Below are 22,883 nucleotides of genomic sequence, written 5' to 3'. Positions count from 1 at the left end.
GCGTCCCGGATCGCGGACAGCCACAACGGGCCCTCGCCGGTCGCGATCATCGTCAGGTCGGTGACCCACAGCCGGTTCGGTGCACTCGCGGTGAAGTCGCGCTGGACCAGGTCCGGGGCCAGGGTGGCCTTGGGGTCCCGGCGCGTGAAGCCCTTGCGACGCGGGCTGATCCCAGCGAGGTCGGCCTCGCGCATCAGGCGCTCGACCCGCTTGCGGCCCACGTGGACGCCCTCACGCTTGAGCACGGCATGCACGCGCGGCGAGCCGTAGATCCCGCCCGAGTCGGCGTGGATCTCCTTGATCTGCTCGGTGAGTTCCGCGTCCCGGCGCACGCGTTCGCACGGCTCGCGCTCGGCACGGCGCCAGCGGTAGTAGGTGGAGGAAGGGACGGACAGTTCCCGGAGTACGGGCTCGACCCCCAGGTGCGGGTGCTCGTCGAGGAGCGCCGTCACCTGGGCCGGGTCGGGTCGAGCTGGGCCGCGAAAAAAGCCGAGGCCGTCCGCAGGACCTCGTTCGCCCGCTTGAGCTGGGCGTTCTCCTTGCGCAGCGCGGTGAGCTCGGCGCGTTCGTCGGTGGTCAGCCGGTCATCGCGCTCGCCGGCGCCGGCCTCGGCCTGCCGGATCCAACCGCGCAGGGCCTCCGGATGCACGCCGAGATCGACGGCCAGTTTCTTGATCTGCGGCTTCGGATCGGTGGTGCGGTACATCCGTACCGCACGCTCACGCAACTCGAGCGAGTATTTCCTGGGGGCAGCCATGGTCGATGTTCCTCTCATGAAAACCATCTGACCCTCTGTCACCACACTCCGCATCTCGGGGGAACCTCACGCAGCCGGAAGGCAGCGCCCGCCGTTGCGCGGGCCGCTACTCCTGATCGTCAATCGGCATGAGCGCCCGTAGCTGAGATGGAGACACGCGGCGTCCTGCGGGTATGCCGCCGCCGTTGGGCCCGGGGTGTCAGGCGGCGAAGGCCAGGTACGTGCCGACAGTGAGGCCGGAGAAGGTGATGAGCTGGCGGGGCTTGAGGCAGGTGAAAGCGGCGTGCATGGCGATGCCAGCGGCCACGGCATACGGCATGGTCTGCGGGATGAGTAGCGCTGGGGGCAGTGCGATCTCCGTCGCGATGGCGGTGGCCGAGATCAGGCGCCAGAGGCGGACATCCTGGTCGGTGAGGTTGCCCATGTGGCGGCGGACGAAGCCGGGGACGGCGTACTGGCGCCGGTAGGGCAGTTGCTCCCTGACCTGGGTGTAGACGTGGATCCACTGGGCGAGGTAGAGGCCGGTGCGGAATTGGGGGGAGCGGAGTTTCTGCCAGGCACTGTTCCAGTAGATGTCAGTGGTGACCAGCACGAGGAGGCACTGTGCCCAGGTGTTGGCCGTGCTGGGGCTGTGCTCGATGTGGAGACCGTGGCCGAGGTTGCCGGCGGCCAGGAGGCAGGCTCCGGTCAGCAGGGTGAACCGGACGGCGTTGGGGCTCTTGAGGTAGAGGAGCTCCATGGCCGCTCCGGCGAGGATCAGCACGAGCGACAGCCGGGGGGCGAGACCGGCGGCCAGGGTGACGGCGGCGGCCGTACGGATGAGCAGCGCGGGACGGTAGGCGCGGGCGAGGAGCTGGGTCCGGGTGGGACCGAAGCGCTGTTTCGCGAGGTGGGAGCTGAGCGAGCCGGGGGTGAAGCGGTCCCAGCCGCCTTGGCCGATGGAGAGGGCGAACCGCAGGGCAAGGACGGTGCCGAAGACGATCCGGAACTGCTGGAGCCGTCCGGGGTCGGTGGGGTGCTGGAAGCCGGATGTCAGGGCGTCAAAGAACCACATGGCTGTCTTTCACCTCGATGGGCTGCTCGCCCTGGGCGTTCAGGAGGCGGCCGTGGCCGTCGACCTGTTCGTACCGGCCGCTGCGGGTGAGGTAGTTGAGGACTGCCTGGAGCTGAGGCGGTCCGAGGATGAACGAGCCCGGGGACAGGTAGTCGTAGACGTTCACGGGCTCGGTGCGGCCGTCTTTGGTGCCGGTGAGCGTGATGACGGTGAAGGTGGCCCGGCAGAACATTTTCCAGCGGAGCCAGCGGCCGGGCAGGCGGGTGAAGCCGGTGATCATCCATGCCACCACGGCGAGGGTGGCGGCCATTTGGGCAGCGGACAGCACGGACACGTGCATGGGCGGGACTTCCGTGATGGGAGGGCGAAGGTGCAGTGGCCGGCCCCGTGAACGGGGCGGCTGGGTCAGCGCTCCGGCTTGGCAGGCCGCTGCATCAGTGCGGCCGCGGCCTGGTCGAGGCTGATCTTCTGGTGCAGCAGGTCCGACGTCACTTCGGTGATGGGCATTTCGACGCCGTGGCCACGGGCCAGGTCGAGGATTGCCTCCGCGCTTTTGACGCCTTCGGTGGTCTGCCGGGTGGCGGCCGTCGCCTGTTCGACGCTCAGGCCCTGGCCGAGATGAACACCGAAGGTGCGGTTGCGGGAGAGCGGGGAGGAGCAGGTGGCCACCAGGTCGCCCAGACCGGCCAGACCGGCCAGGGTTGCCGGGTGGGCGCCCATGGCCGTGGCCAGCCGGGTGGTTTCCGCCAGCCCGCGGGTGATGAGCATGGCCGAGGCGTTGTCGCCCAGGCCCATGCCCGAGGCGATGCCGACCGCGAGGGCGATGACGTTCTTCACGGCGCCGCCGAGCTCGCAGCCGGTCACGTCGGTGCTGGTGTAGGGCCGGAAGTAGGGGGTGTGGCATGCCCGCTGAACGCGTTGTGCGGTGTCCTCGTCGAGGCAGGCGACGGTCGCGGCGGCAGGCTGTCCGGCCATGATCTCGCGTGCCAGGTTCGGGCCCGACAGCACTGCGACGCGGTCTTCGGAGACGCCGGTCACCTCAGTGATGACCTGGCTGGCCCGCAGGCCGCTGCCCAGTTCGATCCCCTTCATCAGTGACACGATCACCGTGTCGGGCCCGATGTGCGGCGCCCAGGCGGCGAGGCTGGTCCGCAGAGACTGCGCGGGAATGGAGAGCACGAGGTAGTCCGCGCCGTCCAGCGCGGCGGCCGGATCGGTCGTGGCCGTCAGGGAGGCAGGCAGCGCGATGTCCGGGAAGTAGCCGGGGTTGCGGTGCTCCTGGTTGATGCCGTCGGCGATCTCACTGCGGCGGGCGTGCACGATAACGTCGCTGCCGGCGTCGGCCAGGATCTTGGCTACCGCGGTGCCCCAGGACCCGGCCGAGAACACCGCCGCACGGGCGGAGCGGTGCTGGGTCACTGCGGGGTCCTCTCGCTGATCGCGGGCCTGTCGCCGGGGTGGCGGCGGGGCGCGGTCATCCTATCGGCCGCGCCGGGTGCCGCCGGGGCGTTCGCGGGGCGCCGCAGGGTCAGCAGGACGGCACGACGGCCGGGCAGTGTGGGCAGCATCTGGTGCGCCTCGTGCAGCATGTTCGCCGCCTGAGCCTCGCCCAGCTCGGCCCGGAGCTCATCGGCGCGGGTGATCCACAGCCGGTAGAGACGTTCCCGCATCGCGGGCTCTGCGGGGCGCTCGTCCACGTGCTCCACCATGAGCCCGGCAGCGCGGGCCTGCTCCGGTCATGCCGGTGTTGCGCCGTGGCGTAGCGACCGGGTCATGACGAGTCGGCCGCCCGGAGCCAGGATGCGGCCGAGCTCGTGTACTGCCTTCTCCCGGTCGGCAGCGCGGCCGAGGGCGTCCACGCACACGATGCCGTGGGCGCTGGAATCGGGCAGGCCAGTGGCCTCCAGCTCGGCGACGCGGAAGGCGGCGCGGTCGGTGCCGCCGCCGAGGAAGTGGGGGCGGCGGTCGGTGGCCTGGGTGACGGCGACAGGGGAGAGGTCGAAGCCCTCCAGGCGCAGGGCAAAGGCGCGCGCCAGCCACAGGCCGATGCCGCCGGTGCCGCAGCCGGCGTCGACAAGGAGCTGCCCCGGCCGCATCCCCAGACGTGCGGTCATCAGCCCCAGCAGAGGCCAGTCGCAGGAGCTGGAGGTGGCGACCTCGGCCGGGTAGTGCACCCCCATCGCCGCGGCGTACATCCGGGCAATCAGCCCGGTGCGGGCGCGGGCGGCGTGGAAGGCGTCGTATTGGGCGGAGCGCGGCCGGGCGGGCGAACGGGGAGCGCAGGGTGGTGCCGTGGTGGTTTTCATCGGGGCATCGATCTCCTGATCCGCGAGTGTGTTCCTGGGCAGACGACGTGCACGGCATGGACCGGGTCGGCTGGGGCGGACAGGTCCAGGGCCACCGGTTCGTGCCCGGTGACGCGTGCGACCCGCCGTACCACCTCCCCGGCCTGGTCGGCGAAGCCGCCGTCAGGCGCAGTGAATTGGGCCGTCACCTCCGGCCACGGCGCGAGGCCGGAGGTCTGCGCTGGGGCGAAGGGTGAGGCGTCGAGGCTGCTGGAGTCGCTGGGGAGGTCGTCCCTGGTACCAGCAATGGCGGTCAGCCGGGACTGCGCGGCCTCGGTCAGCGCCCGGGTCAGTGCGATCGCCGGACTGATGTGGCAGCCGCCGCCGGCGAACACGACCGGGTAGTCCTCCGACCACAGATAGGCGACACACACCGGCAGTCCGTACGGGCCGTCCACCAGTGCGATCTCCAGCGCCATGCCTGCGGCCATTATCCGGTCGATCACCTCCCGGCCGTGAGGGTCATCGACCGTCCCGGGGGCGATGAGGGTGCGCCGCCGCCCGCCCAACTGCCCGTCCCGGTTCAGCACGTCCCGCTCCACCACCTCGAACAGGCCGTGCAGCAGCGCCTCGTCCCGGGTGTTACCGCACGCCAGGCCGGTGCTGGTCGCCCGCAGCAGATCCGGGCCCCACTCGGGCCGTTGAGCCCGGCGCCGGACAACATCGACCGGCAGCAGTACCTTTTCGCCGCCGACCAGACCGGTGCCATGCGTCCACTCCCACACCATCCGGGCCAGGGTGCGCCCGGGGTACGGCACAGTCAGCGGCAGCGCGGCCAAGGGGCAGTTCGGGGCCACCTCCGTGGCCGGGCCGTGGGCCGCGACGGGCAGCGGCTGTTCAACGTGCCACAGCTCGATCGCCTCCATGACCGCCGAGAGTTTCGCCAGCAGGCCGGTGGCACCCTTTCCCTGGGACGTGCTCAGCGTTTGCGAGGCGGGCCGGACCGCCGTCCAGACCGGCAGCCCGATGCAGTCGAGGCCGGTCAGGTCGGCGACCCGGGTGATGCCGTAGTCCGGCAGGTGTCCGGCCACCGCCTCCCACGTCTGCTCGGGGGCCCGGGCGCGCACCGTGCCCGGCAGCGTCACCACGTCGTCAACGCCCACCACGGGCCGCCTCCGTCCGCTCGGTCGTCTCGTTCATCTCGTCCAGGAGTCCGGGTATGAGCCGCTTGGCCGCCTCGACGGCACGCGCCCCGCAGACCAGCCCCCGCGCGGACGCCTCCGCGTCGAAATGCTGCTCAGGGCACTTCCACACCCTCAGCAGCAGGTGGCGGGTGAGTTCGTTGCGCACGGATGCGGTCGAGAACCCGGGCCGGGTGCGGCGGGCCCGTTCGAGGGCACTGGCGTACCGGGCGACTGCCTGGCGGTCGGGTTCGGTCTCGCCCTCCAGCAGCAGGGCCACGGTCATCTCGTCCCGCAGGTCGATCGCCGGGTGGAACACGCGGTCGGCGGGCAAGTCTCCGCCGGTGACCTGGGCCAGCCGCCTTGCCAGCGGCAGGCCTGGCCCGCCGGCGGGATGGAGCGAGCGGTGTTCGAGGTAGGCCGCCCACGTCTCACTGAACACCGGGTCGAATACCTGCTGGTAGACGAGACGGTCCTCGGTGCACAGGTCCAGCCCGTCAACACGATCGCGGGCGAAGGCGTTGGACCAACGCCGGAAATACGTCGTCTCCCACACCGTGCCCGGCGGTTGAGCGCCGGGCTGCGAAGCCCGACCATCGAGCGCGACGCGTACGGCCATGAGAGCGTCGACGCGCTTGACGTCGCCGAAGTGCCGGTCCTGCTCGCACCGTTCGGCCAGCCACCTGGCAAACTGCGTTTCGCCCTCGCGGCGGCAGACAGCCCGCACCGCGGCCGTGGTGCGCTGCGGGTAGTAGACCGCGCGCAGCCCGGCCAGCAGCCCGACGGACCGCTCGCCGTCGAGCACCCCAGCCGACCGGGCCAAGTGAAGAACATGCCGAAGGTTGACCACCGGCCAGGTCAGCGCGTCCCACTCCCCGTCAGGGGCCTGGCCGACCGCCACCTCGTCGTCGCCGACGACCTCACCCCGGATGTAGGCGGTGTAGACGCTGCCGACGCCGAGCATGCCGAACGACGCCAGCTCGGCCGCCCGCAGCGCGCCGATGCTCGCCGCCCCAATGACCTGAACCCCCCGACCCATCGCGGCCAGGATTTCCTTGTGACGCAGGGCTGGTGCCTGGTGGTACACGCCATCGATGATCACCACCGTGTCGCCGCCCCGGATCGCCGTCTCGAACAGGTCCCCGTGCCGGGCCGGCGGCCACACCCGCACGTCCGGCGCGGCAAGCTGCGGCTCGGACCGTGGCAGCGTCGGCCCGACGAACACGTGAATCACTGCGACCTCCAGACGATCAAGCGCGAGGGGCGCCCCTCCCCGAGCCCCGCGGGACCGATGAGAAGGGAGGGACGCCCCGATCAGGACGCGAACGCGAGAGGGGACTACTCCTCGTCCTCGACGTCGACGGCGACCACCACGGCCCCGGCGAGCTCGTCGGTCTCCTCGGCCGAAGCCGAGATGCTGGCGGCAGCGATACCGGACTTGGACACCATGAGGTTCCTCCTACAGAAGGGAATCAGCGGCCGATCGGCGCGCCTTTGGCATCCGCCAGTGAAGCCAGAACCGCCACCGTTGATAAGCCCCACCATGGGGGCCCACCGTGGGGGTATCGTCGGTCTGACGCTCCGCAATCCACGGATGCGAAGGGGGGCCAGTGGACGACTTACGGCCGTCACCAGCGCAGATTCCACACCGCCTGCTGAGCGACCCGCGATTCGTCCATGCCGTCCAGACCCGTGACTTCACGACGGTCTTCGCCATGGCCCGCGAACACGGGATCAGCTACTACCGGATCGGTGAAACGTCCGGCATGAAAGCCGATCGGGTCTCCAAGGTCGCGCGCGGCGAGGCAACGGTGACCACGCTGGACGCAATCGAGCGTGTCGCGGACGCGCTTCGGATTCCCGGTGCCCTTCTGGGCCTTGCTGCGCGACCCTGGGAGAACAGCTCCCCGAGACCGCACCCGGAGTCCGACGATGGAGACGACCCAATGAACCGCCGCCAGGTGCTGCGCGGCGCACTCGCAGCCGGCCTCACCACAACGGCGCTCGCCGCCCTCACCGAATCCCGCCAGCCGGTGGACCTCGCCCTCACCGCCGACACTTCCCCGGCCGATCTGTCCGACCTGGAGACGGCCGCCGAGGCGTACGGCTACGGCTACCATGGCCAGCCCCCAACCCGGGTTCTGGCCGACCTCGCGAGCGACTTCGTCAACCTCCGGCCCCTCCTCGACAGCCCGCAGCCAGTCGCCACACGCATCCGGGTGTGCCGCACTGCCGGGCAGATGTCAGGGATGATCGCGATCGTGCTGCACGACCTCGGCGCCCGGAAGGAGGCCCGGAAGTGGTTCGCCACCGCCTCCAAGGCCGCCCAGGAGTCCGGCGACCGACAGCTGCACGCGTGGGTCCTGGCCCGCGAAGCGATGGTGCCGATCAACTACGGCGCCCCGCAGGCCGCCGCGCTCCTTGCCGAGCAGGCCCGGCAGGCCGCCGGGAACCGGCCGACAGCCGCCGCAACCTTGGCCGCGGCTGTCGCCGCCCGCGCCTACGCCCTGTCTCACCAGCCAGATCGAGCCCGCGAGGCGCTCACGGCCGCCGACATGCTCATGGAACGGCTCGACGCCAGCGCACGCGCCGACACGTGGCTGACCCACGGCGAGCAGAAACACCACGTACACCTGTCCCACGCGCTCACCGCACTCGGCGACACCCCACGAGCCCGCGAGAGCCAGCAGCGGGCGCTGGAACTGTCCGCGCCGACCAGCACCATGACCCGCTCCCTGCTCGCCATCGATGCGGCCGCCTGCTTCCACCACGACGGCGATACCGAGCAGGCGTGCCAGCGTGCGGTAGCCATCCTGGCCGCCCTCCCGGATGCCTACCGCACCGGACTCGTGCACCACCGCGCGCTGGACCTGTACTACTCGATCCCCGCCCAGCACCGCGAGGAGAGCGCGGTGCGCGAGCTGCACGACGTCCTTGCCGCCTAGAAGCACCCCGAGCCCGACCACGCAAGCTCGGCGTGAGCCGAACCGGCTGGCCCGCCAGCACTTCGCTGACATCCACCCTGTCCAGGGCGGTTGCGATCAACTCGCCATCGGCCTGCCGATAGCGGACCTGCGGTGTCTCATCTTCTGTCGTGACCTCGCGACAGGAACGGCGTGCCACAGCGACCCCCTGTGTTCGTGGAAGGAACACGGAGGCAGCGGACTTGGTCAGCCGAAACGTGCTGGGGAACCACCGCAAACCAAGCGAAAGGCTGGTTCTCGAATCGAGAGCGTGTGCGGCGACGTCAGGCGCTTACGTCCAGGTGGGCCGCGACGTACGACAAGTTGATGACAGAACACTGGGATTACGACATCTCTAATGGGAACCTACAGGCTTCACAGCACTCGGCGTACGTCCCAGTCGTACTGTGTCCAATAGCCGGTTGTGGGTGTGGTTTCCACGGTTTTGCCGGGGCGGGGTGCGTGGATCATAGTGCCGTTTCCGGCGTAGAGGCCGACGTGGCCCCAGTTTCCGTCGTTGTTGATGACGATAAGGTCGCCGGGCTGGATGTCGGAGCGGGGGACTCGGGTTCCGGAGTGCCGCATCTGCTGGGAGGTGCGGGGGAGTGTGATCCCTGCGCCTTGGTAGAGGGCGTAGAGCATGAGGCCGGAGCAGTCGTAGCCGCCCTTGGTGGGGCCTGTGGTGCTGCCGCCGCCCCAGACATAGGGGGTACCCCGCTGAGCCAGTGCTGCGTTGATGACGGCGCCGGCCCGGCCGGTCGCCCTACCAGTCCTGTCTCCGGTGGAGGGGAGCCGGTCGTACTCGGTGGTGTAGCCGGTGACGTCGTCGACATACGCCTCGGAGTGGTTGTAGCGGTAGACCGCTTTGCGGAGGTCGGCGGACTTGGACAGGTCGGTGCTGCCTGTGCCGCACAGGTAGACGGCGGTCCCGAGCGCGGCGTCGAATGCGTTGTGAGGGTCTTTCACGCCGTCGTTGTTGCCGTCCTGGCCGCTGGGTCCGTTCCAGGTGGAGGGCAGGAACTGCATGGGGCCGACGGCCCGGTCGTATGCGGTGTCGCCGTCGAGGCGGCCGTGGTCGGTGTCGGAGAAGGAGCTGGTGTTCCCTCCGGCTCCGGAGCCGTTGAGCCGGACGCCGAGGATGTGCGGGCTGATGGTGCCGGTGGCTGCGATGTTCCGCCCGGCGGCGTGGTTGGACTCGACCTTGCCGATTCCGGCGATGACGGACCATTGCATGCCCGTGCACTTCGGGCGCAGGGCGCGGACGTTGGCGGCGGCGCGGGTGTAGGCGGACAGCATCACCGGGCTGATGCCGGCCACCGCCCCCGGGGCAGCACCGGTACCCGGCGCCGTGTCCGCTTCCTCTTCCTCGTGCCCGGCCGCGCCGTTCGCGACGGCGGCGACGAACAGAATCAGCACACCGAGCACGAACGCCACCGGGACCAGGAGCCCGGTTCCTGCCAGGACTGCCTTCCGTGTGCCGGTCATGGCTGATCCGGACCGGACGGTCCCTCAGGGGGCAACGGGCGCGGATAGAAGATCTCCGGCGGCGGATTGGAGAGCGGCCTCCTGCGTGTGGTGACGGGGCGCGGCGTACGGGGTGCCGGGGTGACGGGCGGCGGAGCGGCCTGGGCAGCGCGCGGCTGCCGTGTGGTGACGGGGCGCGGTGTACGGGGCGGGGGAGTGGTGTTGGTGGCGTGTGGCTGTCGGACGCGGTGGAGCTGTTGCTGGAGTCTGGCCTGGGCTGCGCTGGTGGGCGGCTGGGCGACGCGCGGAGGAGCGGGGCGGCGCCGGGCCGCAGGCGCGATGGGTGCGGGGCGCGGAGCACGGGCCGGAGGTGTGCTGGGGGCGGGGCGGGTGGCTGGTGCCGGTGTGCGGCGGGCAGCGGGCGCGGGCGGGGTGTAGGGGCCGAGGCCGGGCCGGCCTCGGACGATCCGGCCGAGGGAGCGCACGTTGTGGCGGTACTCCCCGGCGAATTGCTGGGCGGGCTGGACGTAACTCCGGTTGAGAGCCTGGGCGCCCTGCTGGAGGTTCTGGACGGCGCCGCTGATCTGGCCGGCCGCCTGGCCGGGCAGGGCGGTCGCGGCTGCGCCGACCCTGCGGGTGGCGCGCGGCCCGTACACCGGCAGCCCGACGGTGGCCTTGAGGCCGAACACCCCGGCCTTCGCGGTTCCCTTGGCACCTGCCACGGCCGTACGGCCGGTGAGTTTCGTCAGCCCGGCCACGGCACGGCCGCTGCCGTGGGCGAGCCGGCCGCCGAGGTTCGCGGCGAGCCGGGTGGTACCGATCCGTCCGGCGCCGCCGAGTGCGGCACTGGTGCCTCCGGTGGCGAGGGCCGCGCCGAGCATGAGCCCGCCGAGCAGCAGGCCCTTGCCGAGCCCGCCGCGCCGCGGCGGGCCTGCGGGGACGGAGGAGACGGCTCCGCCGAACGGGCTGTTGCCGAGCTGGTGACGGGCGCGTGCCACTACGCCCCGGGTGGAGTGGGCGAGCTTCTTGCGGTAGATGAACGCGGCGACGCAGACGCAGTCCAGGAGGACGAACCGGACGGTGACCCCGCCCGGCAGGTCGCTCTCCGGGGTGTTCAGCACGGAGTTGACGACGACGATGAAGACGGACAGGGCGACGACGGAGGCGAGCATCAGGGCGAGGCTGCGGGCGATGGCTGCGGCCCGGTCCCACAGCCAGGCGCGGCCGGGGCCGGGCAGGATCCCGGCCGCAAGGGCCACCTTCGCGATCATCGCTTCGATGGCGATCTGCAGCTGGGCGAAGAGGAATGCGCAGTCGAGGACGATGATGAACGCGCAGGTGAGGAACGCGGCCAGGAGCATGAAGACGGCGTCGCCGACCTTGTCCATCGACGCCTTTTTCAGCGTTCCGGCGTTCGGTACGCATGCCTTCTCGAACGCCTTGATGGGGCCGGCCGCGTGGACCTGCTCCAGCATCTGGGAGGCGGCGTTGTCGACCGTGGTGTCGACCATCCAGTTCTTGACGCTGTCGGGAAGCGCGATCCCGAATCCCGGCAGGTCCTTGAGGAAGGACTTGCCTTTCTCCATCTTGGAGTCGACCAGCTGGTCGAACACGGCCTGCTGGATCCGTGAATCGCGGAACTTCTTCCCGCAGCTGCCGTCGAAGGTCCGCCCGTAGGACAGGAGCATGGCCGGCCGGGCGACGAACGCGTCCACGAGGGCGTCGGTGATGGGGCGGGACAGTGCGCTCGGCGAGGACCGGACCTGCGCGCCCACCGTGGTACCGGAAGGCTTTTTCTCCCAGTCGTTGTCGGTGGTCGGCCGGCTCGTGTCGATGGTTTCTTTGTCCAGGACCAGGGCGGCGGTCTCGACGGCCAGGGCCCGCACGGTGCCGACCGCGCCGGTGTCCTTGCTGAGCAGGAGCTGCGGGGGTGAGGCGAGAGCGCCGAGCGCGAGTGCGGAGATGACCAGGGCCGCCGCCATCTCGCCCCAGCCGCGGACCCGGTTCCCGAACAGCAGATGCCACGACGCGACCACCATCGTGAACGTCAGGAACAGGGCCGGCAGACCCATCTGCACGATGACCCCGCCATACAGCGACGTCGACACCTGCAGCGCCGGCTTGAGCATGAGCCCGGCCAGCGAGAACGACAGGCTCCAGGAGATGAGGAAGCAGGCGAAGCTGACGAGCCATTTGTTCCCCAGGAACATCATCTCGACGAGGAAGCCCTCGACGCTCAGGTCCCAGTCGTTCCAGTCCCCAGTGTCGGCGTAGATGCGGTAGGAGCTGACCGGATTCCCGTCCCGGTCGGTCACCTCGAACGCGGACAGCACCCCGCCCTGGGCGGCACGGTCCTTCTTGTACTTCTCCACCAGCTTGTCGAACTTCGCGCGGGCGGCCTTCTCCTGCTTCTTGGACTCCTTGACCCCGTCCCGGATCAGCGGGGAGTCATCCGGCCGGCCCGAGGCGCCCGGCTGGGGGACGAGCGGGCTCGGATCGAGCGGGTTCTCCGGTCCCGGCAGCGTCGGCGCGACCGAAGGCGTCGGCGTCGGTGTGGGGGCGGCGCTGGCTGACACGGTGGCCAGCACCAGCGAGGTCAGGCACGACAGCGCCAGCAGCACCAGCCCAGCAACCATGCTGCGCCCGGGGCGCAGCCACCGCCTCACCCAGCGCAGCACACAGCCGCCCAGGGCCCGGAGACGCGATATCGGTGTTCCCGCCGGTGCGGCGGCCCGTCTGCTCATGCCGCTGCGCTCTGCATGGGCTGGGAGTGGATGTGGGCGACGGCCTGTTCGTCGGCAGGCAGCGTGACCTGCATGGCGCCGATCCGGCCGGTGAGATCGCGGTGGAGGCACTCACCGGCCCGCGCGGCGCGTTCCTCGTCGCTGAGGTCGGGGCTGTTGGGGGAGAGCCCGGTCGTGACGAGGGTGAGCAGGTCCTCGTCGTCCGGGTTGCAGCCCAGGAAGCGCAGTGCCCGGCGGGCGAGGTTGGTGTCGGTGTGCCGGAAGACGAATTTCCGGGGGATCAGACCGCGCAGGATCTGCCCGTTCTCGTTGTCGTCGGGGCCGATGTCGTTGTCGTCGTGGGCGCCGAAGAGGGCGCCGGCGTTGTGCTTACGGCCGTCCTTGACCAGCTCCAGCGCCAGGGCCAGGCCCTCGGGGCTGGAGGTCAGCCACCAGCACTCGTCCCACACCACGAGCGCGAACTCGTCCAGGTTCGCGTAGACGATCTTCCGGGACAGGGCGGCGATCAGGTACATCACCGCACGCCCGAAGATCTTCTCGAACTCCATCTTGTCCAGCCGGTCCCCGCCGCCGCGCAGTTCGCTCTTGGTGGGCAGCGCGAGCGAGGACACCGAGAACACCAGGGTGTCGGCCTTCGAACCGCGGACCACGGGCAGCGATTCGTCGAACACCGCGCGGGCCAGATCCTTGCGCCGTACCGCGGACAGGCGGCGGGCGGCCATGGCGGAATGTGCATCGCCGGATGCACCGCGGTTGGTGAGTTCCTCGACCAGGACCCGCATCGACGGATGGGGCTCGGCCAGCACCGCCTCGACCGCCTCGGACAGGGCGATGCCCTCGTCACTCATCGGCGCCAGGCCGAGCAGCAGGGTCAGGAACGACTCGGTGAACCGCTGCGCCTCCCGTCCGGTGAACGTGCGCAGCGGGTCGAGGGAGATGGTGGCCTGGTCGTCGATGGTGATGCACTCGGTCTCACCGGGGCAGGCTTGGGCGTAGCGGAGCCATTCCTGGCGTGGTGTCCGGTCCACGATCACGGCCCGGCCGCGCCGGGTACCGCCCCGCGTCCGGCGGCCCGCGGCGAGCACGGAATACAGGGCCGCCTTCATCGCGGTCGTCTTGCCCGCACCGAGCTCCCCGATGAACGCCGCGGTCGCCGAGGTGTTCTCCCGGGGGCCGCGCGCCCAGTCCGTCAGCACCGGGCGGACCCCGCCGCCGGCCAGCTGCAGCCCGAACAGGGGCCCGGTGGTGTCGCCGAGCCCGCTGCCGGTGAACGGGGCGGCCATCGCGAAGTCCCGGGCCACCAGGTACTGCGAGTACTGGGCCATGACCGGCGGGGTGCGGGTACCGGGCAGCATCCCGTACCAGAGGTTCTCCTGCTCGCCGCGCGGCCGGCTGAAGGTGTACTCATTGCCGCCGAAGTGCCCGGCCAGTTCACCGGCCCGCCGCTCGGCCTCTTCGGGGGTGCCGCCCCATACGCACAAAACGGCCATGGCACGGACTTCGACCTCTGTACGGGAGGCGGTCAGCCGCTCGCGGTACTCCTCCAGCCCGCCCACCGCCTTGTCGATGGTGGGCGGGATGCCGGTGCCGGTGTTCTCGTCCTGCAGCTCGTTGTACTGGTTGGCCAGCTCATTGGCCTGACGCCTCGTCTTGGCCTCCGCCTCGGCACCGGAGGAAACGCGCAGGCGCACCATCCAGTCGACGGGGAAGGAGAAGGAGTCCAGGGACGCCAGATACTCGGACCCGGGGAACGCGAACGCCTCGGGCATCTCGGAGAGCGGGAGCATCACCTGATACGAGGGCCCCCACTCGGTGGTCACCTCCAGCCAGCGCCGCGCGAACGGATTCGCCCGCCCCGCCTTCCGCCGCCGCGCGCCCTTCCCAGCCCGGCCGGAACCGGACACTTCACCGTCGTTCAGGGCCTGTTCGTCCAGCAGGTTGCCGCCCTCGGCAAGCACCACCTGGCCCAGCGCCGCCGCACCCCGCCCCCGCCCCCGCATCCGAGGAGCCGCCCCGTCCGGCAGCACCGGTTCGAGGATGCCGCGGCGGGCACTGTGCCCGTAGATCCACAGAACCTCCGCCGTCGTCGCCGGACGCAGTGCAATGGCCGGCGGCCATACCGACGCCAGCCGCTGCGCCTGGGCCAGGCGCTCGTCCTCCTCGCGCGCCGACACCGGCTGCGGCAGCAACCCCAGTTGCAGGGCAACGTCCGCACGCGCCGCCGCGAAGATCTCCCGCGCCGACTCCCCGCGGCTCATGGGCAGCGGCACCGCCAGCCAGTCCGTACGCCCCGTCAGCTCTAGCTGCTCCAGCTGCCCGCGCAGCACATTGGTGGCCTGCCGGTAGCGGGGAGAGGCCACCAGGTCGATGCCCTCCGTCATCTTCGCGACCACACTTGCCGGGTCGACGGCCGGGCACAGACTCAGCAGCATCGACTCACCCTTGAGCGCCTTGACCAGCGCCTCCAGCTGCCCCAGCCGCTGCTCCTTGGCCCGCCGCGAGGTGTGAGCGGCATCTGCCCCCGCCACCCGGTAGACAGCCCACACCTGACCGTGCACGGTCCACATCACGTTCCCGGCCACATGCCGGATTGGCATCCGCATCGCGGATCACTCCCCTTGCTGCGCCACGGGCGCATCACTCACGCTGAACCGGCTTTCACGGCGGGCGGCGAGCAACGCCGCAGCCACCGGTACTGGCCGCCGGCCGACCGTCACAGGGCTCTCGGGCACGGGGCCGTTCTCTGCCGCAGTGCTGCGGCCGGCGGCCATCGCACGAGAGACCGCCGCCCGTGCCCGGACCGGACGGAGCGCGGTCCCGCCCGCACCCCCCGTATGCGGCTGCGGTGCTGACCAGGTGACAGTGCACACCCCGATCAGCGGCCGGTGACTGCGCAGCGCCTTGAGCGGGCGCCCGCCGAGGCGCCCTCCAGACGGCCGGGTCAGCAGTCCGGCGGAACTTGCCGCCACCGCCAGCGGATTACGGCCGTCGACCTGCACATGACGCACCAGCAGCGACAGCCCATAGGGCACGCCGAGCACGATGCCGTAGTTGAGCAGCCCGAAATGCGCCCATACTCCACGCGTCAGCACCAGGCCCGCGAGGGAAACGGCCAGAACCACTATTTGCGGCCCCGTGTACGGACCACCCCAGATCCGCCCCCGCCCGCCCGGCCACTTCCCGACCATCAAGGGGTGACGGCGCGCCCGGGTGTAACACCGGCCGACCAGCACCTCCGGCGGCGACGGGGCCGCAGCGCTGCTCATCGCCGCTCACCGGCCGCCGGTTCGATGACCTGGACGACCGCGTGACCGGCGCCCGCGCTCTCCGCGGAGCCGCTCGGTGCGATGTCCTCACCCACGCTGTCGCGGAACACCGCGGCATTCATCACCGCGTACCACAGCGCCACCGCGCCGATGAATGCCGCGCCCGCGGACACCACTGACTTCGTCTTGGCCCAGGTGACTGCCACCGACGCGGCCAGCATGAACGCCATCACCGAGCCGACCAGCAGACTCGTGGCCTTCTGGGTGAGCTGGTCGACGTCGTCGATGGCCCCGGCCAGTACCGTCACGTCCATCACTGCGCGGTCTCCTTCTTCTCGGCCCCGGCCGGCTCCTTGCTCAGCACGGGGGCACCTTCCACGGATGCGATCTCCCAGCGCCCGTCCCGCGCGGTGATCGTGACTGCGTACGTCAGCGGCCGTTTCTGCCCGCCGGCATCGGACGCGGTGATGTCGACGAGGAGCTGCCTGCGCGCCCCGTCCGGTACGGGGGCACCGTGCTGGTCGGCGCTGCCCGGGTCATTCGTGCCGACCTCGGCGAGCTGGGCCACCTCGACCTGCGTGTACGGCGCGGGCGACACCGCGGCCAGGGCGGTACCGGGAGACAGGTAGCGGTCGAGCTCACCGCTGCCGGCCAGATAGGCGGCGAAGAACCCCGCGAGCGTCTGCGCGGCAGGATCGGTACTGCGGACCGGGACTGACTGCCCGTATGCCAGCAACGGAGCCTCACCGGACAGCGGCGCGCCCACCTCGGCCGGGAGCGTGGCCGCCGCCAGGGCCCCGCCCGCACCCGTCCTGACCGGGACCTCGAAGTACCGCAGCACCGGCCCGGCCTGGACCCCGCCCGGCCCCGGCTCCGCCTTCTTCTCGTCCGTGGCGCCGACCGGGACCACTCGGGCGGCCACGGTCACCGACCAGTACCCGGGGGACACGAGCCGCACCCTCACCGCCGCGAGCTCCTGTGCCCGCTGCACACCCGGATCAGCCGCCAGGCTCACCTCACGCGTATTCGGCAGGAACGGCGCCAGGGACTCCTCGGTGCCCTCCCCGGCCGAGAGGTACGCGCTCACGAACAACTCCGCGAACCCGCCCGGCCCCGCCGGCTGACCGGCCGCGGGCTGCTCCTGACGCACCGGCGCCGCAGGCACCGTGACCGCAGGCCGGGACACGAGCGCCCACCCCGCCAGGACCGGCCCGGCCACCAACAGCGCCCAGGCCGTGCGGCGGATCACCGTCACCGCGTTCGCCGCAGCGCCCAGCGAACCCAGCGCCCAACCGCCCGCCTCAGCCGGCAGCACATCCTCCGCGTGCTCCTCGCGGCGCCTCACGGCCGCTCCTGCCGCATCCGCGCCGCCAGCTTGTCCCGCACCGCTTGCGGCAGCGCCGCCCAGCGGGCAAACGCGTCCTGTGCCGGCGCGGCATCCTCATCGAGATAGGCGCGCATGGTCGCCGCCGTCTGGTCCGCGAACGGTGCCACCTCCAGTTGCACCGCCAGATCGCGCAGCCGCCGATGCGCCCGCATCAGCAGCACGACGTCCGCACCGTCCTCCGTCGCGAACACCGGATCCGTCATCTCCCGCCCACCCCTTCCAAGCCCGGGTGCGGCAGCAGTTGCCCCGCACACCCGGACCAAGGAGCAACCGCGCCCCAGACGTGACAGCCCCAGCGAAGAAATCCGAGAAATCGTCATCACGCCGCCTGCACCCAGTGGTCAGCGACCGCCCGCAGCTGCCGCACGGTCCGGCTGCGCCGCTGGCGCCACGCGACCGCGGACACACCGGCCCGCTCCGCGCTCTCCCGTGCACCGGCCCGGGACTCGTCCGCGATCACCCGCGCCCGCTCCGCATCCAGCAGGCCGCCGGCCACGGCCCACACCAGCAGCTCGACCAGCTCACCCCGCGCACCGTCCGGAACCTCACCGACCCGTACCAGCCCGGTCTTTGCGGCCTGCCGTCCAAGGACCGTCTGCCAGGCCGCCTCCGCCGGATCGTCCTCCGCCACCGGCTCACCGGCCGCGACCGCGGACTCAAGGACCGGGTGCCACGGCACCGCGTCCAGCTCGGCCTCCGCCTTCAGCTCACGGCTCGCCCAATGCAGCGTCTCCAGAAGGAGATTCGCCGCCACCCCGCCCTTCCGCCCAAGCGGAAACCGGCGCACCACCTGATACAGGCACGCGACGACAACCTGCCCCGTCTCGTCGAAATCCCGGCCGGCCCGCAGCAGCCGCTGCGTCATCCGCACCGCCCCCGGCAGCATCGCCTGCACCACCACCCGCGCCGCCAGCAACGCCCCGGCCCCCTCACCGGCCGCCCGCTCCAGCAGCACCCGCAACCAACGGTCACTGTGCACGCGGCCCTGCGCCCGGTCCCGGCGCTCCAGCTCCGCCAGCACATCCTCAAGACCCGGCGCCCGCTCGCCGCCCAGGAGCACCCCTCCCTCCTGCAGCCAGCCCAGCACCAACTCGGCGCGCCCGGACTCGGCGCAGACCAGCGCCCATTCGGCATCCAGCGACTCAAAGACCCGTGTTCCAGCCACGACAACTCCCCCGTTCAGGTGATGTCGTGAACTCTTCTCAGCGCCCCTGACCCGATCGCTGACCCAAACCCCCGAATGCGCAGGTCAGGAGGTTGCCCAAATGCCGACCCACGCCGGACCCCGTAAGAGCGCGCTGACCCGCGGAAACCCTCGCAGGTGGCTTCGTTGGTTCATCCGCATAGTCAGAGCCAGCCGCACAGGTCCTGTAGCCACCCGCCGGCCCGCGGCTGACCGTGCCACGCGAGACGGCACGGAAGCCTCACCCTCTGACGTTTGGCTGCGTTCACTTTCCTCGACGAGGGACCAGTACTCCTCCAACCGCGTGTGCGATACGTTCGCGAAGATCGATCGCGTTGCGCACTTGGCGGATGGCAGTGCTTCGTCGTGCCCCAGCGTCTTCTGGTCGACGCCACAAATCAGGGGCGATGCGGGCATCAGCAGGGCGCCACGCCGTCCCAGCGGGCTGTCACGGTGTCAGTTCATGGTGAGGACATCCTCGGTAGGGACTACTTCCTGGAGGTTTCCGATGAACGTTCCATTGGGGCAGATGGAACAGCGTGCGCTGCTGGTGAAGGGGCTCTACGACGAGCGGAATCGACTGGTAGGCCGGGAATGGACGCGGGAGGAGTTCATGCTCGGGTTCGTCGGAGATGTCGGCGATCTAGCTAAACTCGCTGCGGCGGCTGAGGGGGCAAGGCAGATCCCGGACTGGCGGCGTGCCTTGGAGCACGAACTGTCCGACTGCTTGTGGTCCGTACTGATCTTGGCGCGCCTGCACGACGTGGACCTGCCGGCTGCGTTCTTCAGGACGATGGCCGAACTGGAAAAGAGCGTGGAGGCGGACATTGAGCGGGCACGCTCGTCCGCAGGGCTGGTTTGACGCGACGCTTCCTGGATGCGGGGGAAGGCGCTGGGCTTCGGGACCGCTACTCGCTACTGGTGTTGTGGGTGTCGAGGACGAGCGGCTGGTTGCCGCCGAACTTTCCCGACCAGTAGGTGTCCCCGATCTCTCGCGGTGCTTGAACACTGATCTCAAAGCGCTGCGCGGCGTTGTTGCAGTCACGCAGGGCGAGAGCACCCTCCACGGTGGCGGTACGTCGGTCGGCGTCCCAGTGGATGGGGCGGACCGTAGGTACGCCGAGCCATACAAGGTGCTTCCGGATGGCGTCGGGTGAAACCGGTGGAGGCACAGAGCTGGCACACAACTGGCGCTGACCGGCTGGGCAATGGTTGTCGGTGCAGGTGCTGGTGCCATGGACGAGGTGGGAGTCCGGTCGGCTGAGGACGTGAGCGAGGGCGCAGGAATTGGTCTGGTAGATGGGGTGGCCGGGATAGCGGGCGGGAAGGGTCTCCAGAAGCTCCCAGGTCTCACGGGGCCACACAGCATCGGCGGTTTTGAGGGGCAGGCCGTCGGCCGCGAGCTCGGGCCACAGCGCGGCGAGTTGGTCGCGTGCCCCCGGCTTTACCTTGAGACCGACGGCGACCGAGCATGCGGCGTAGCGGGCGGCCCAGTCCAGTACGTGGGTGATGGTCTCGGGGGTGGAGTTCGCGGGCATCAATGGTCGCCAGTAGTGGATGACGGGGATGCCGTGAGCGTGCAGGCGCGGGAAATTCGCGCGTAGCGCCGCGTGGTCGATGCCGCGCTCCGTGTCCGGGCCCAGTCCCGAGTAGCTCAGGTACACGATGACGGGGATGCCGGCCTTGCGGGCTCGGAGGATGGCGGCGATCACGTCCTCGGTGACCGAGCACTTCGTGATGAGACAGACGGGGTTGCGCAGGCTGCTCTCTGCGAGCTGGTCCAGGAGACCGATGAGGTGCGTGCGGTTGCGCGGGGTGGCCAGGGCGTCGGTGCATGTGTAGAGCGCGAGCACGGCTCGCTGGTGAAGGTACGGGCTGGCCTTCAGGAGCGCCACGGTTCGGTCGGGGCTGGCCAGCTCTACCGGTTTCGCGAGGGTCTGCCCCCTGTCCTTCAGGTAGCAGTAGCCGCAGTCCTTGGGACATCCCTGGACAGGGTTGACGGCCAGCCAGGTCTCGTGCTGGTCGATGACCGGCTCAAAAGCGCGCTCAGGGGGCAGTGCTGTCTCGGGCACGATGTGTCCTTCGAGGAGGGGTCTTGTGCCGCCCGCCTGCTCTGCTCGCAGGCGGGCGGCACAAGGGCCAGTCAGGCGGGCTGGGTGGAAATACGTGCACCGACTGCGGTCAGCTTCTCGACGGGGTTCTCGTAGCCCCGTTCCAGAAAGCGGGTGCCGGTGATGGTGCTCGTGCCGTTGGCGACGAGCGCGGCGAGCACGTAGCCGAAGCCGGCTCGCAGGTCCGGGATTTCGAGGTCGGCGCCGGTGAGGTGGCTGGGGCCGCTGATTTTGGCGGTGTGCTGGAAGTCCCGGTTGTGGAACCGGCAGGCGGTTGCGCCCAGGCACCGGGTTGTCAGCTCGACTGCGGCTCCCATGCGGCGCAGTTGTTCTGTGTAGCCGAACCGGTCTTCGTAGATGGTTTCGTGGACGACCGAGGTGCCGTCGGCCTGGGTGAGCAGGACCGTGACGGGCTGCTGCCAGTCGGTCATGAACCCGGGGTGGACGCCCGTTTCGATGTCGATGGCGGTCAGAGGGCGGGCCCTCCAGAATTCCAGGCCGTCGCTGGTTTCGGCGAACTCGCCGCCGATTTGGCGGAGGGTGTTGAGGAAGGTCACCAGGTGTTCCTGACGGGCCCCCTTTACCTCGATGCGGCCGTTGGTGGCGACGGCCGCCGTGGCGAACGACGCGATCTCGATGCGGTCCGCGATCGTGTGGTGCTCGACGCCGCGGAGGGTGCTCACTCCCTCGATGGTGATGGTGCGGTCGGTGTCGATGGTGATGAGCGCCCCCATCTTCTGGAGCATCAGGATCAGGTCGACGATCTCGGGTTCGACGGCCGCGTTGCGAATCACGGTGGTGCCGTGGGCGAGGACAGCCGCCAGGAGCAGATTCTCTGTGGCGCCGACACTCGGGAAGGGCAGGTCGATGTGGGCGCCGGTGAGACGCTCGGCGTGAACCTTTACGGAAGTGGGGCTCTCCACGACGTCAGCGCCCATCTGGCGCAGGCCTTCCAGATGGAAGTCGACCGGGCGCTTGCCGATGGTGCAGCCACCGGGCAGAGGGACGACTGTCTCCCCGCGCCTGTGCAGGAGCGGCCCCATCATGAGGATCGGGATCCGGTTGACCCCGGAATACATCGCGGACAGGGACGTGCCCGATACCTCGGGTGTGTGCACGCGGACCGTGTGCTGGTCGAGCCAGGTGACCTGTGTGCCCAGCTCGGCGAGCATGCCGAGGACAAGATCGACCTCCACGATGCGCGGGACGCCGTGCAGTTCGCACGGCTCGTCGGTCAGCAGGCCGGCGACGAGTTGCTTGGTCACCGAGTTCTTCGCACCGGATGCTGTGATCGTCCCGTTCAGTGGCACGCCGCCGGTGATGCGGTAGGTGTGCCGGTCCGCGGCCATGGGCGGCTGCACTAGCTGGCTAGACATATTCATCTCGCGATATTTCCTTGTGGGTGCATTTGGCGGTTTTAGTGATAAATCCGCAGTGTTTGCTAGACGGAAACCCGCCTCGTGATATGTGACGGCGCTGGCGTGGTGGCGGTTGCAGCACCCAGACCCGTGCGGTCCTCCGGCCTGTACAGCCGGTTCGGGTAGACGGTGCCGTTGGTCAGACCCGCCTGGAGAAACGCCGTCTTAGCCTCAATCCGCCGATGTGCGCTGATGGTGATCTTCTGATCGTTTTGTGAGCCGTTTGGGGTCGGTGGCGGTGGATGGGCAGGTGGGGTCTGCTGGTCTGCCCAGCTTTTCCACAGGTTCGGTTCCGGTCGGGCCCTGGTGGGCGGGTGGTCAGGGGCTGTTCGTGTCAGCCGGGTGGGCCGTGGACGGTGTCGAAGAGGTGTGTCCAGGCCTGCTGCCAGGGCCAGTTGTGTGGCAGGTGCAGGGTGATACGTCGTGCGGAGCGGGCGATCCGGGCCGGGACCTGGACCAGGTGGGTGCGGAGGGTGGCGGTGGTGGCCTTGGCGTGGAACGCGGAGGTCAGGGAACCAGCGGCCCGCAGCAGGTTGTAGGTCATCGCCCACAGGGTGAGCCAGGCCGCGTTGGCGTGGAAGTGCCCGGACGGTAGATGGGCCAGGGCGCCGGCTTTGGTGTCCGCGATGACCTGCTCGATTACCGCGTGGTGGCGGTGTTCCCGCTCGGCCTGCAGGGTTGCGGCGGGCTGGTCGGTGAAGAAGGGGTGGTAGCGCCAGACGGGAAACAGCTCGCCCTGTTCACCCATGACGGCGGGTTTGGCCAGGTCACGGACCCGGCGCACGATCAGCCGGGCGGTGACCCGCTCGCTCTTTTTGCGGCTTGTGAAGGCGGTGTATTGGGGTATCTCGGCGACTTCGGCGTCCGAGATGAGTTCACCGGTGGCGGGGTCGGGCACCGCGGTCGGGTAACTGATGTGTTGCCAGGCGTCCTCGGGAATGCTGTGGACGGCTCGTTTGATGGAGGGGTTCATGCCGGTGGTGATCGAGAAGTGGGCTCCGGCCCGGTGGCAGGCGGCGATGACGCCGGCGTTGTAGAACTGCGAGTCGGCCCGCAGGATGCGCATGCCG

At 70.1% G+C, this 22,883-nt stretch carries 22 protein-coding genes; 2 read left to right on the top strand and 20 right to left on the bottom strand.

The genetic code is table 11. From position 1 onward, the window contains the following. The 9 genes from ACGFU7_RS43900 to ACGFU7_RS43860 form a co-directional block, all read right to left on the bottom strand. Positions 1 to 452: IS3 family transposase (locus ACGFU7_RS43900; RefSeq protein ID WP_393704014.1), on the bottom strand; the 452-nt coding region annotated here is incomplete at its 3' end. Continuing rightward, complete coding sequence (locus ACGFU7_RS43895; RefSeq protein ID WP_393704013.1) at positions 449 to 757, bottom strand: transposase; 309 nt, start codon at positions 755 to 757, stop codon at positions 449 to 451. The genes ACGFU7_RS43900 and ACGFU7_RS43895, both read right to left, overlap by 4 nt. 199 nt (positions 758 to 956) lie before the next feature. Next, entirely contained in the window at positions 957 to 1,811 is an 855-nt protein-coding gene (locus ACGFU7_RS43890) for a hypothetical protein (RefSeq protein WP_393704011.1), read from the bottom strand. Continuing rightward, the gene (locus ACGFU7_RS43885) at positions 1,798 to 2,151 is read right to left on the bottom strand and encodes a hypothetical protein (RefSeq protein ID WP_393704010.1); all 354 of its coding nucleotides are present in this window, start codon (positions 2,149 to 2,151) and stop codon (positions 1,798 to 1,800) included. Before ACGFU7_RS43885 ends, ACGFU7_RS43890 begins: the two co-directional genes overlap by 14 nt. 65 nt (positions 2,152 to 2,216) lie before the next feature. Beyond that, entirely contained in the window at positions 2,217 to 3,230 is a 1,014-nt protein-coding gene (locus tag ACGFU7_RS43880; RefSeq protein ID WP_393704009.1) for an NAD(P)H-dependent glycerol-3-phosphate dehydrogenase, read from the bottom strand. Then, positions 3,227 to 3,508, bottom strand: a complete 282-nt coding sequence (locus ACGFU7_RS43875; RefSeq protein WP_393704007.1) for a hypothetical protein — start codon at positions 3,506 to 3,508, stop codon at positions 3,227 to 3,229. Before ACGFU7_RS43875 ends, ACGFU7_RS43880 begins: the two co-directional genes overlap by 4 nt. Positions 3,509 to 3,547: 39 nt before the next feature. Next, positions 3,548 to 4,117, bottom strand: coding sequence for a class I SAM-dependent methyltransferase (locus tag ACGFU7_RS43870; RefSeq protein WP_393704005.1), 570 nt, complete (start codon positions 4,115 to 4,117; stop codon positions 3,548 to 3,550). After that, positions 4,114 to 5,262: a YcaO-like family protein gene (locus ACGFU7_RS43865; RefSeq protein WP_393704003.1), complete on the bottom strand. Its 1,149-nt coding sequence runs from the start codon at positions 5,260 to 5,262 to the stop codon at positions 4,114 to 4,116. Before ACGFU7_RS43865 ends, ACGFU7_RS43870 begins: the two co-directional genes overlap by 4 nt. Next, positions 5,249 to 6,511 (bottom strand): TfuA-like protein, encoded by a 1,263-nt coding sequence (locus tag ACGFU7_RS43860; protein WP_393704002.1) that lies wholly within the window; start codon positions 6,509 to 6,511, stop codon positions 5,249 to 5,251. The genes ACGFU7_RS43865 and ACGFU7_RS43860 overlap by 14 nt, the downstream gene beginning before the upstream one ends. 376 nt (positions 6,512 to 6,887) lie before the next feature. Here ACGFU7_RS43860 and ACGFU7_RS43855 point away from each other — a divergent pair, with 376 nt between their 5' ends. Further along, on the top strand, positions 6,888 to 8,222 hold the full coding sequence (locus ACGFU7_RS43855) for a hypothetical protein (RefSeq protein WP_393704000.1): 1,335 nt from the start codon (positions 6,888 to 6,890) through the stop codon (positions 8,220 to 8,222). Between the two features lie 393 nt (positions 8,223 to 8,615). Here the strand turns inward: ACGFU7_RS43855 and ACGFU7_RS43850 are convergent, their stop codons facing one another. From ACGFU7_RS43850 to ACGFU7_RS43815, 8 genes are all read right to left on the bottom strand, one after another. Continuing rightward, positions 8,616 to 9,725 (bottom strand): NlpC/P60 family protein, encoded by a 1,110-nt coding sequence (locus ACGFU7_RS43850; protein WP_393703998.1) that lies wholly within the window; start codon positions 9,723 to 9,725, stop codon positions 8,616 to 8,618. Next, the gene (locus ACGFU7_RS43845) at positions 9,722 to 12,448 is read right to left on the bottom strand and encodes a hypothetical protein (RefSeq protein WP_393703996.1); all 2,727 of its coding nucleotides are present in this window, start codon (positions 12,446 to 12,448) and stop codon (positions 9,722 to 9,724) included. Before ACGFU7_RS43845 ends, ACGFU7_RS43850 begins: the two co-directional genes overlap by 4 nt. Then, on the bottom strand, positions 12,445 to 15,051 hold the full coding sequence (locus ACGFU7_RS43840) for an ATP-binding protein (protein WP_393703994.1): 2,607 nt from the start codon (positions 15,049 to 15,051) through the stop codon (positions 12,445 to 12,447). The genes ACGFU7_RS43845 and ACGFU7_RS43840 overlap by 4 nt, the downstream gene beginning before the upstream one ends. A 6-nt stretch (positions 15,052 to 15,057) precedes the next feature. Continuing rightward, a complete protein-coding gene (locus tag ACGFU7_RS43835) occupies positions 15,058 to 15,714 on the bottom strand; it encodes a hypothetical protein (RefSeq protein ID WP_393703992.1) in 657 nt (218 codons plus the stop codon). Then, the gene (locus ACGFU7_RS43830) at positions 15,711 to 16,028 is read right to left on the bottom strand and encodes a hypothetical protein (RefSeq protein WP_393703991.1); all 318 of its coding nucleotides are present in this window, start codon (positions 16,026 to 16,028) and stop codon (positions 15,711 to 15,713) included. The genes ACGFU7_RS43835 and ACGFU7_RS43830 overlap by 4 nt, the downstream gene beginning before the upstream one ends. After that, complete coding sequence (locus ACGFU7_RS43825) at positions 16,028 to 17,059, bottom strand: conjugal transfer protein (protein ID WP_393703990.1); 1,032 nt, start codon at positions 17,057 to 17,059, stop codon at positions 16,028 to 16,030. Before ACGFU7_RS43825 ends, ACGFU7_RS43830 begins: the two co-directional genes overlap by 1 nt. Next, on the bottom strand, positions 17,056 to 17,304 hold the full coding sequence (locus tag ACGFU7_RS43820) for a hypothetical protein (protein WP_393703988.1): 249 nt from the start codon (positions 17,302 to 17,304) through the stop codon (positions 17,056 to 17,058). Before ACGFU7_RS43820 ends, ACGFU7_RS43825 begins: the two co-directional genes overlap by 4 nt. Before the next feature lie 116 nt (positions 17,305 to 17,420). Beyond that, on the bottom strand, positions 17,421 to 18,266 hold the full coding sequence (locus ACGFU7_RS43815) for a hypothetical protein (protein ID WP_393703986.1): 846 nt from the start codon (positions 18,264 to 18,266) through the stop codon (positions 17,421 to 17,423). 526 nt (positions 18,267 to 18,792) lie between these two features. Between ACGFU7_RS43815 and ACGFU7_RS43810 the strand changes: the two genes are divergently transcribed. Beyond that, positions 18,793 to 19,146: a nucleotide pyrophosphohydrolase gene (locus ACGFU7_RS43810; protein ID WP_393703984.1), complete on the top strand. Its 354-nt coding sequence runs from the start codon at positions 18,793 to 18,795 to the stop codon at positions 19,144 to 19,146. Between the two features lie 46 nt (positions 19,147 to 19,192). On the opposite strand, the gene ACGFU7_RS43805 is transcribed toward ACGFU7_RS43810, so the two are convergent. The 3 genes from ACGFU7_RS43805 to ACGFU7_RS43795 form a co-directional block, all read right to left on the bottom strand. Further along, positions 19,193 to 20,356: a hypothetical protein gene (locus ACGFU7_RS43805; protein WP_393703983.1), complete on the bottom strand. Its 1,164-nt coding sequence runs from the start codon at positions 20,354 to 20,356 to the stop codon at positions 19,193 to 19,195. Positions 20,357 to 20,427: 71 nt separating this feature from the next. Beyond that, positions 20,428 to 21,777, bottom strand: a complete 1,350-nt coding sequence (gene murA / locus ACGFU7_RS43800) for a UDP-N-acetylglucosamine 1-carboxyvinyltransferase (RefSeq protein ID WP_393703981.1) — start codon at positions 21,775 to 21,777, stop codon at positions 20,428 to 20,430. A 370-nt stretch (positions 21,778 to 22,147) separates the two neighbouring features. Next, a partial coding sequence (locus tag ACGFU7_RS43795) for a transposase (RefSeq protein ID WP_393703979.1) occupies positions 22,148 to 22,883 on the bottom strand: 736 nt, incomplete at its 5' end.

It is taken from the genome of Streptomyces sp. NPDC048473, from assembly GCF_043200155.1.
Classification (GTDB): domain Bacteria; phylum Actinomycetota; class Actinomycetes; order Streptomycetales; family Streptomycetaceae; genus Streptomyces.
The sequence above is the reverse complement of the archived record's forward strand: the minus strand, read 5'-3'. Positions and strand labels throughout refer to the sequence as shown.

Coding starts and splice junctions, on each gene's coding strand:
- ACGFU7_RS43810 (WP_393703984.1), top strand. CDS start 18,793: ATGAACGTTCCATTGGGGCAGATGGAACAGCGTGCGCTGCTGGTGAAG.
- ACGFU7_RS43820 (WP_393703988.1), bottom strand. CDS start 17,304: ATGACGGATCCGGTGTTCGCGACGGAGGACGGTGCGGACGTCGTGCTG.
- ACGFU7_RS43840 (WP_393703994.1), bottom strand. CDS start 15,051: ATGCGGATGCCAATCCGGCATGTGGCCGGGAACGTGATGTGGACCGTG.
- ACGFU7_RS43885 (WP_393704010.1), bottom strand. CDS start 2,151: ATGCACGTGTCCGTGCTGTCCGCTGCCCAAATGGCCGCCACCCTCGCC.
- ACGFU7_RS43835 (WP_393703992.1), bottom strand. CDS start 15,714: ATGAGCAGCGCTGCGGCCCCGTCGCCGCCGGAGGTGCTGGTCGGCCGG.
- ACGFU7_RS43845 (WP_393703996.1), bottom strand. CDS start 12,448: ATGAGCAGACGGGCCGCCGCACCGGCGGGAACACCGATATCGCGTCTC.
- ACGFU7_RS43870 (WP_393704005.1), bottom strand. CDS start 4,117: ATGAAAACCACCACGGCACCACCCTGCGCTCCCCGTTCGCCCGCCCGG.
- murA (WP_393703981.1), bottom strand. CDS start 21,777: ATGAATATGTCTAGCCAGCTAGTGCAGCCGCCCATGGCCGCGGACCGG.
- ACGFU7_RS43830 (WP_393703991.1), bottom strand. CDS start 16,028: ATGGACGTGACGGTACTGGCCGGGGCCATCGACGACGTCGACCAGCTC.
- ACGFU7_RS43895 (WP_393704013.1), bottom strand. CDS start 757: ATGGCTGCCCCCAGGAAATACTCGCTCGAGTTGCGTGAGCGTGCGGTA.
- ACGFU7_RS43850 (WP_393703998.1), bottom strand. CDS start 9,725: ATGACCGGCACACGGAAGGCAGTCCTGGCAGGAACCGGGCTCCTGGTC.
- ACGFU7_RS43890 (WP_393704011.1), bottom strand. CDS start 1,811: ATGTGGTTCTTTGACGCCCTGACATCCGGCTTCCAGCACCCCACCGAC.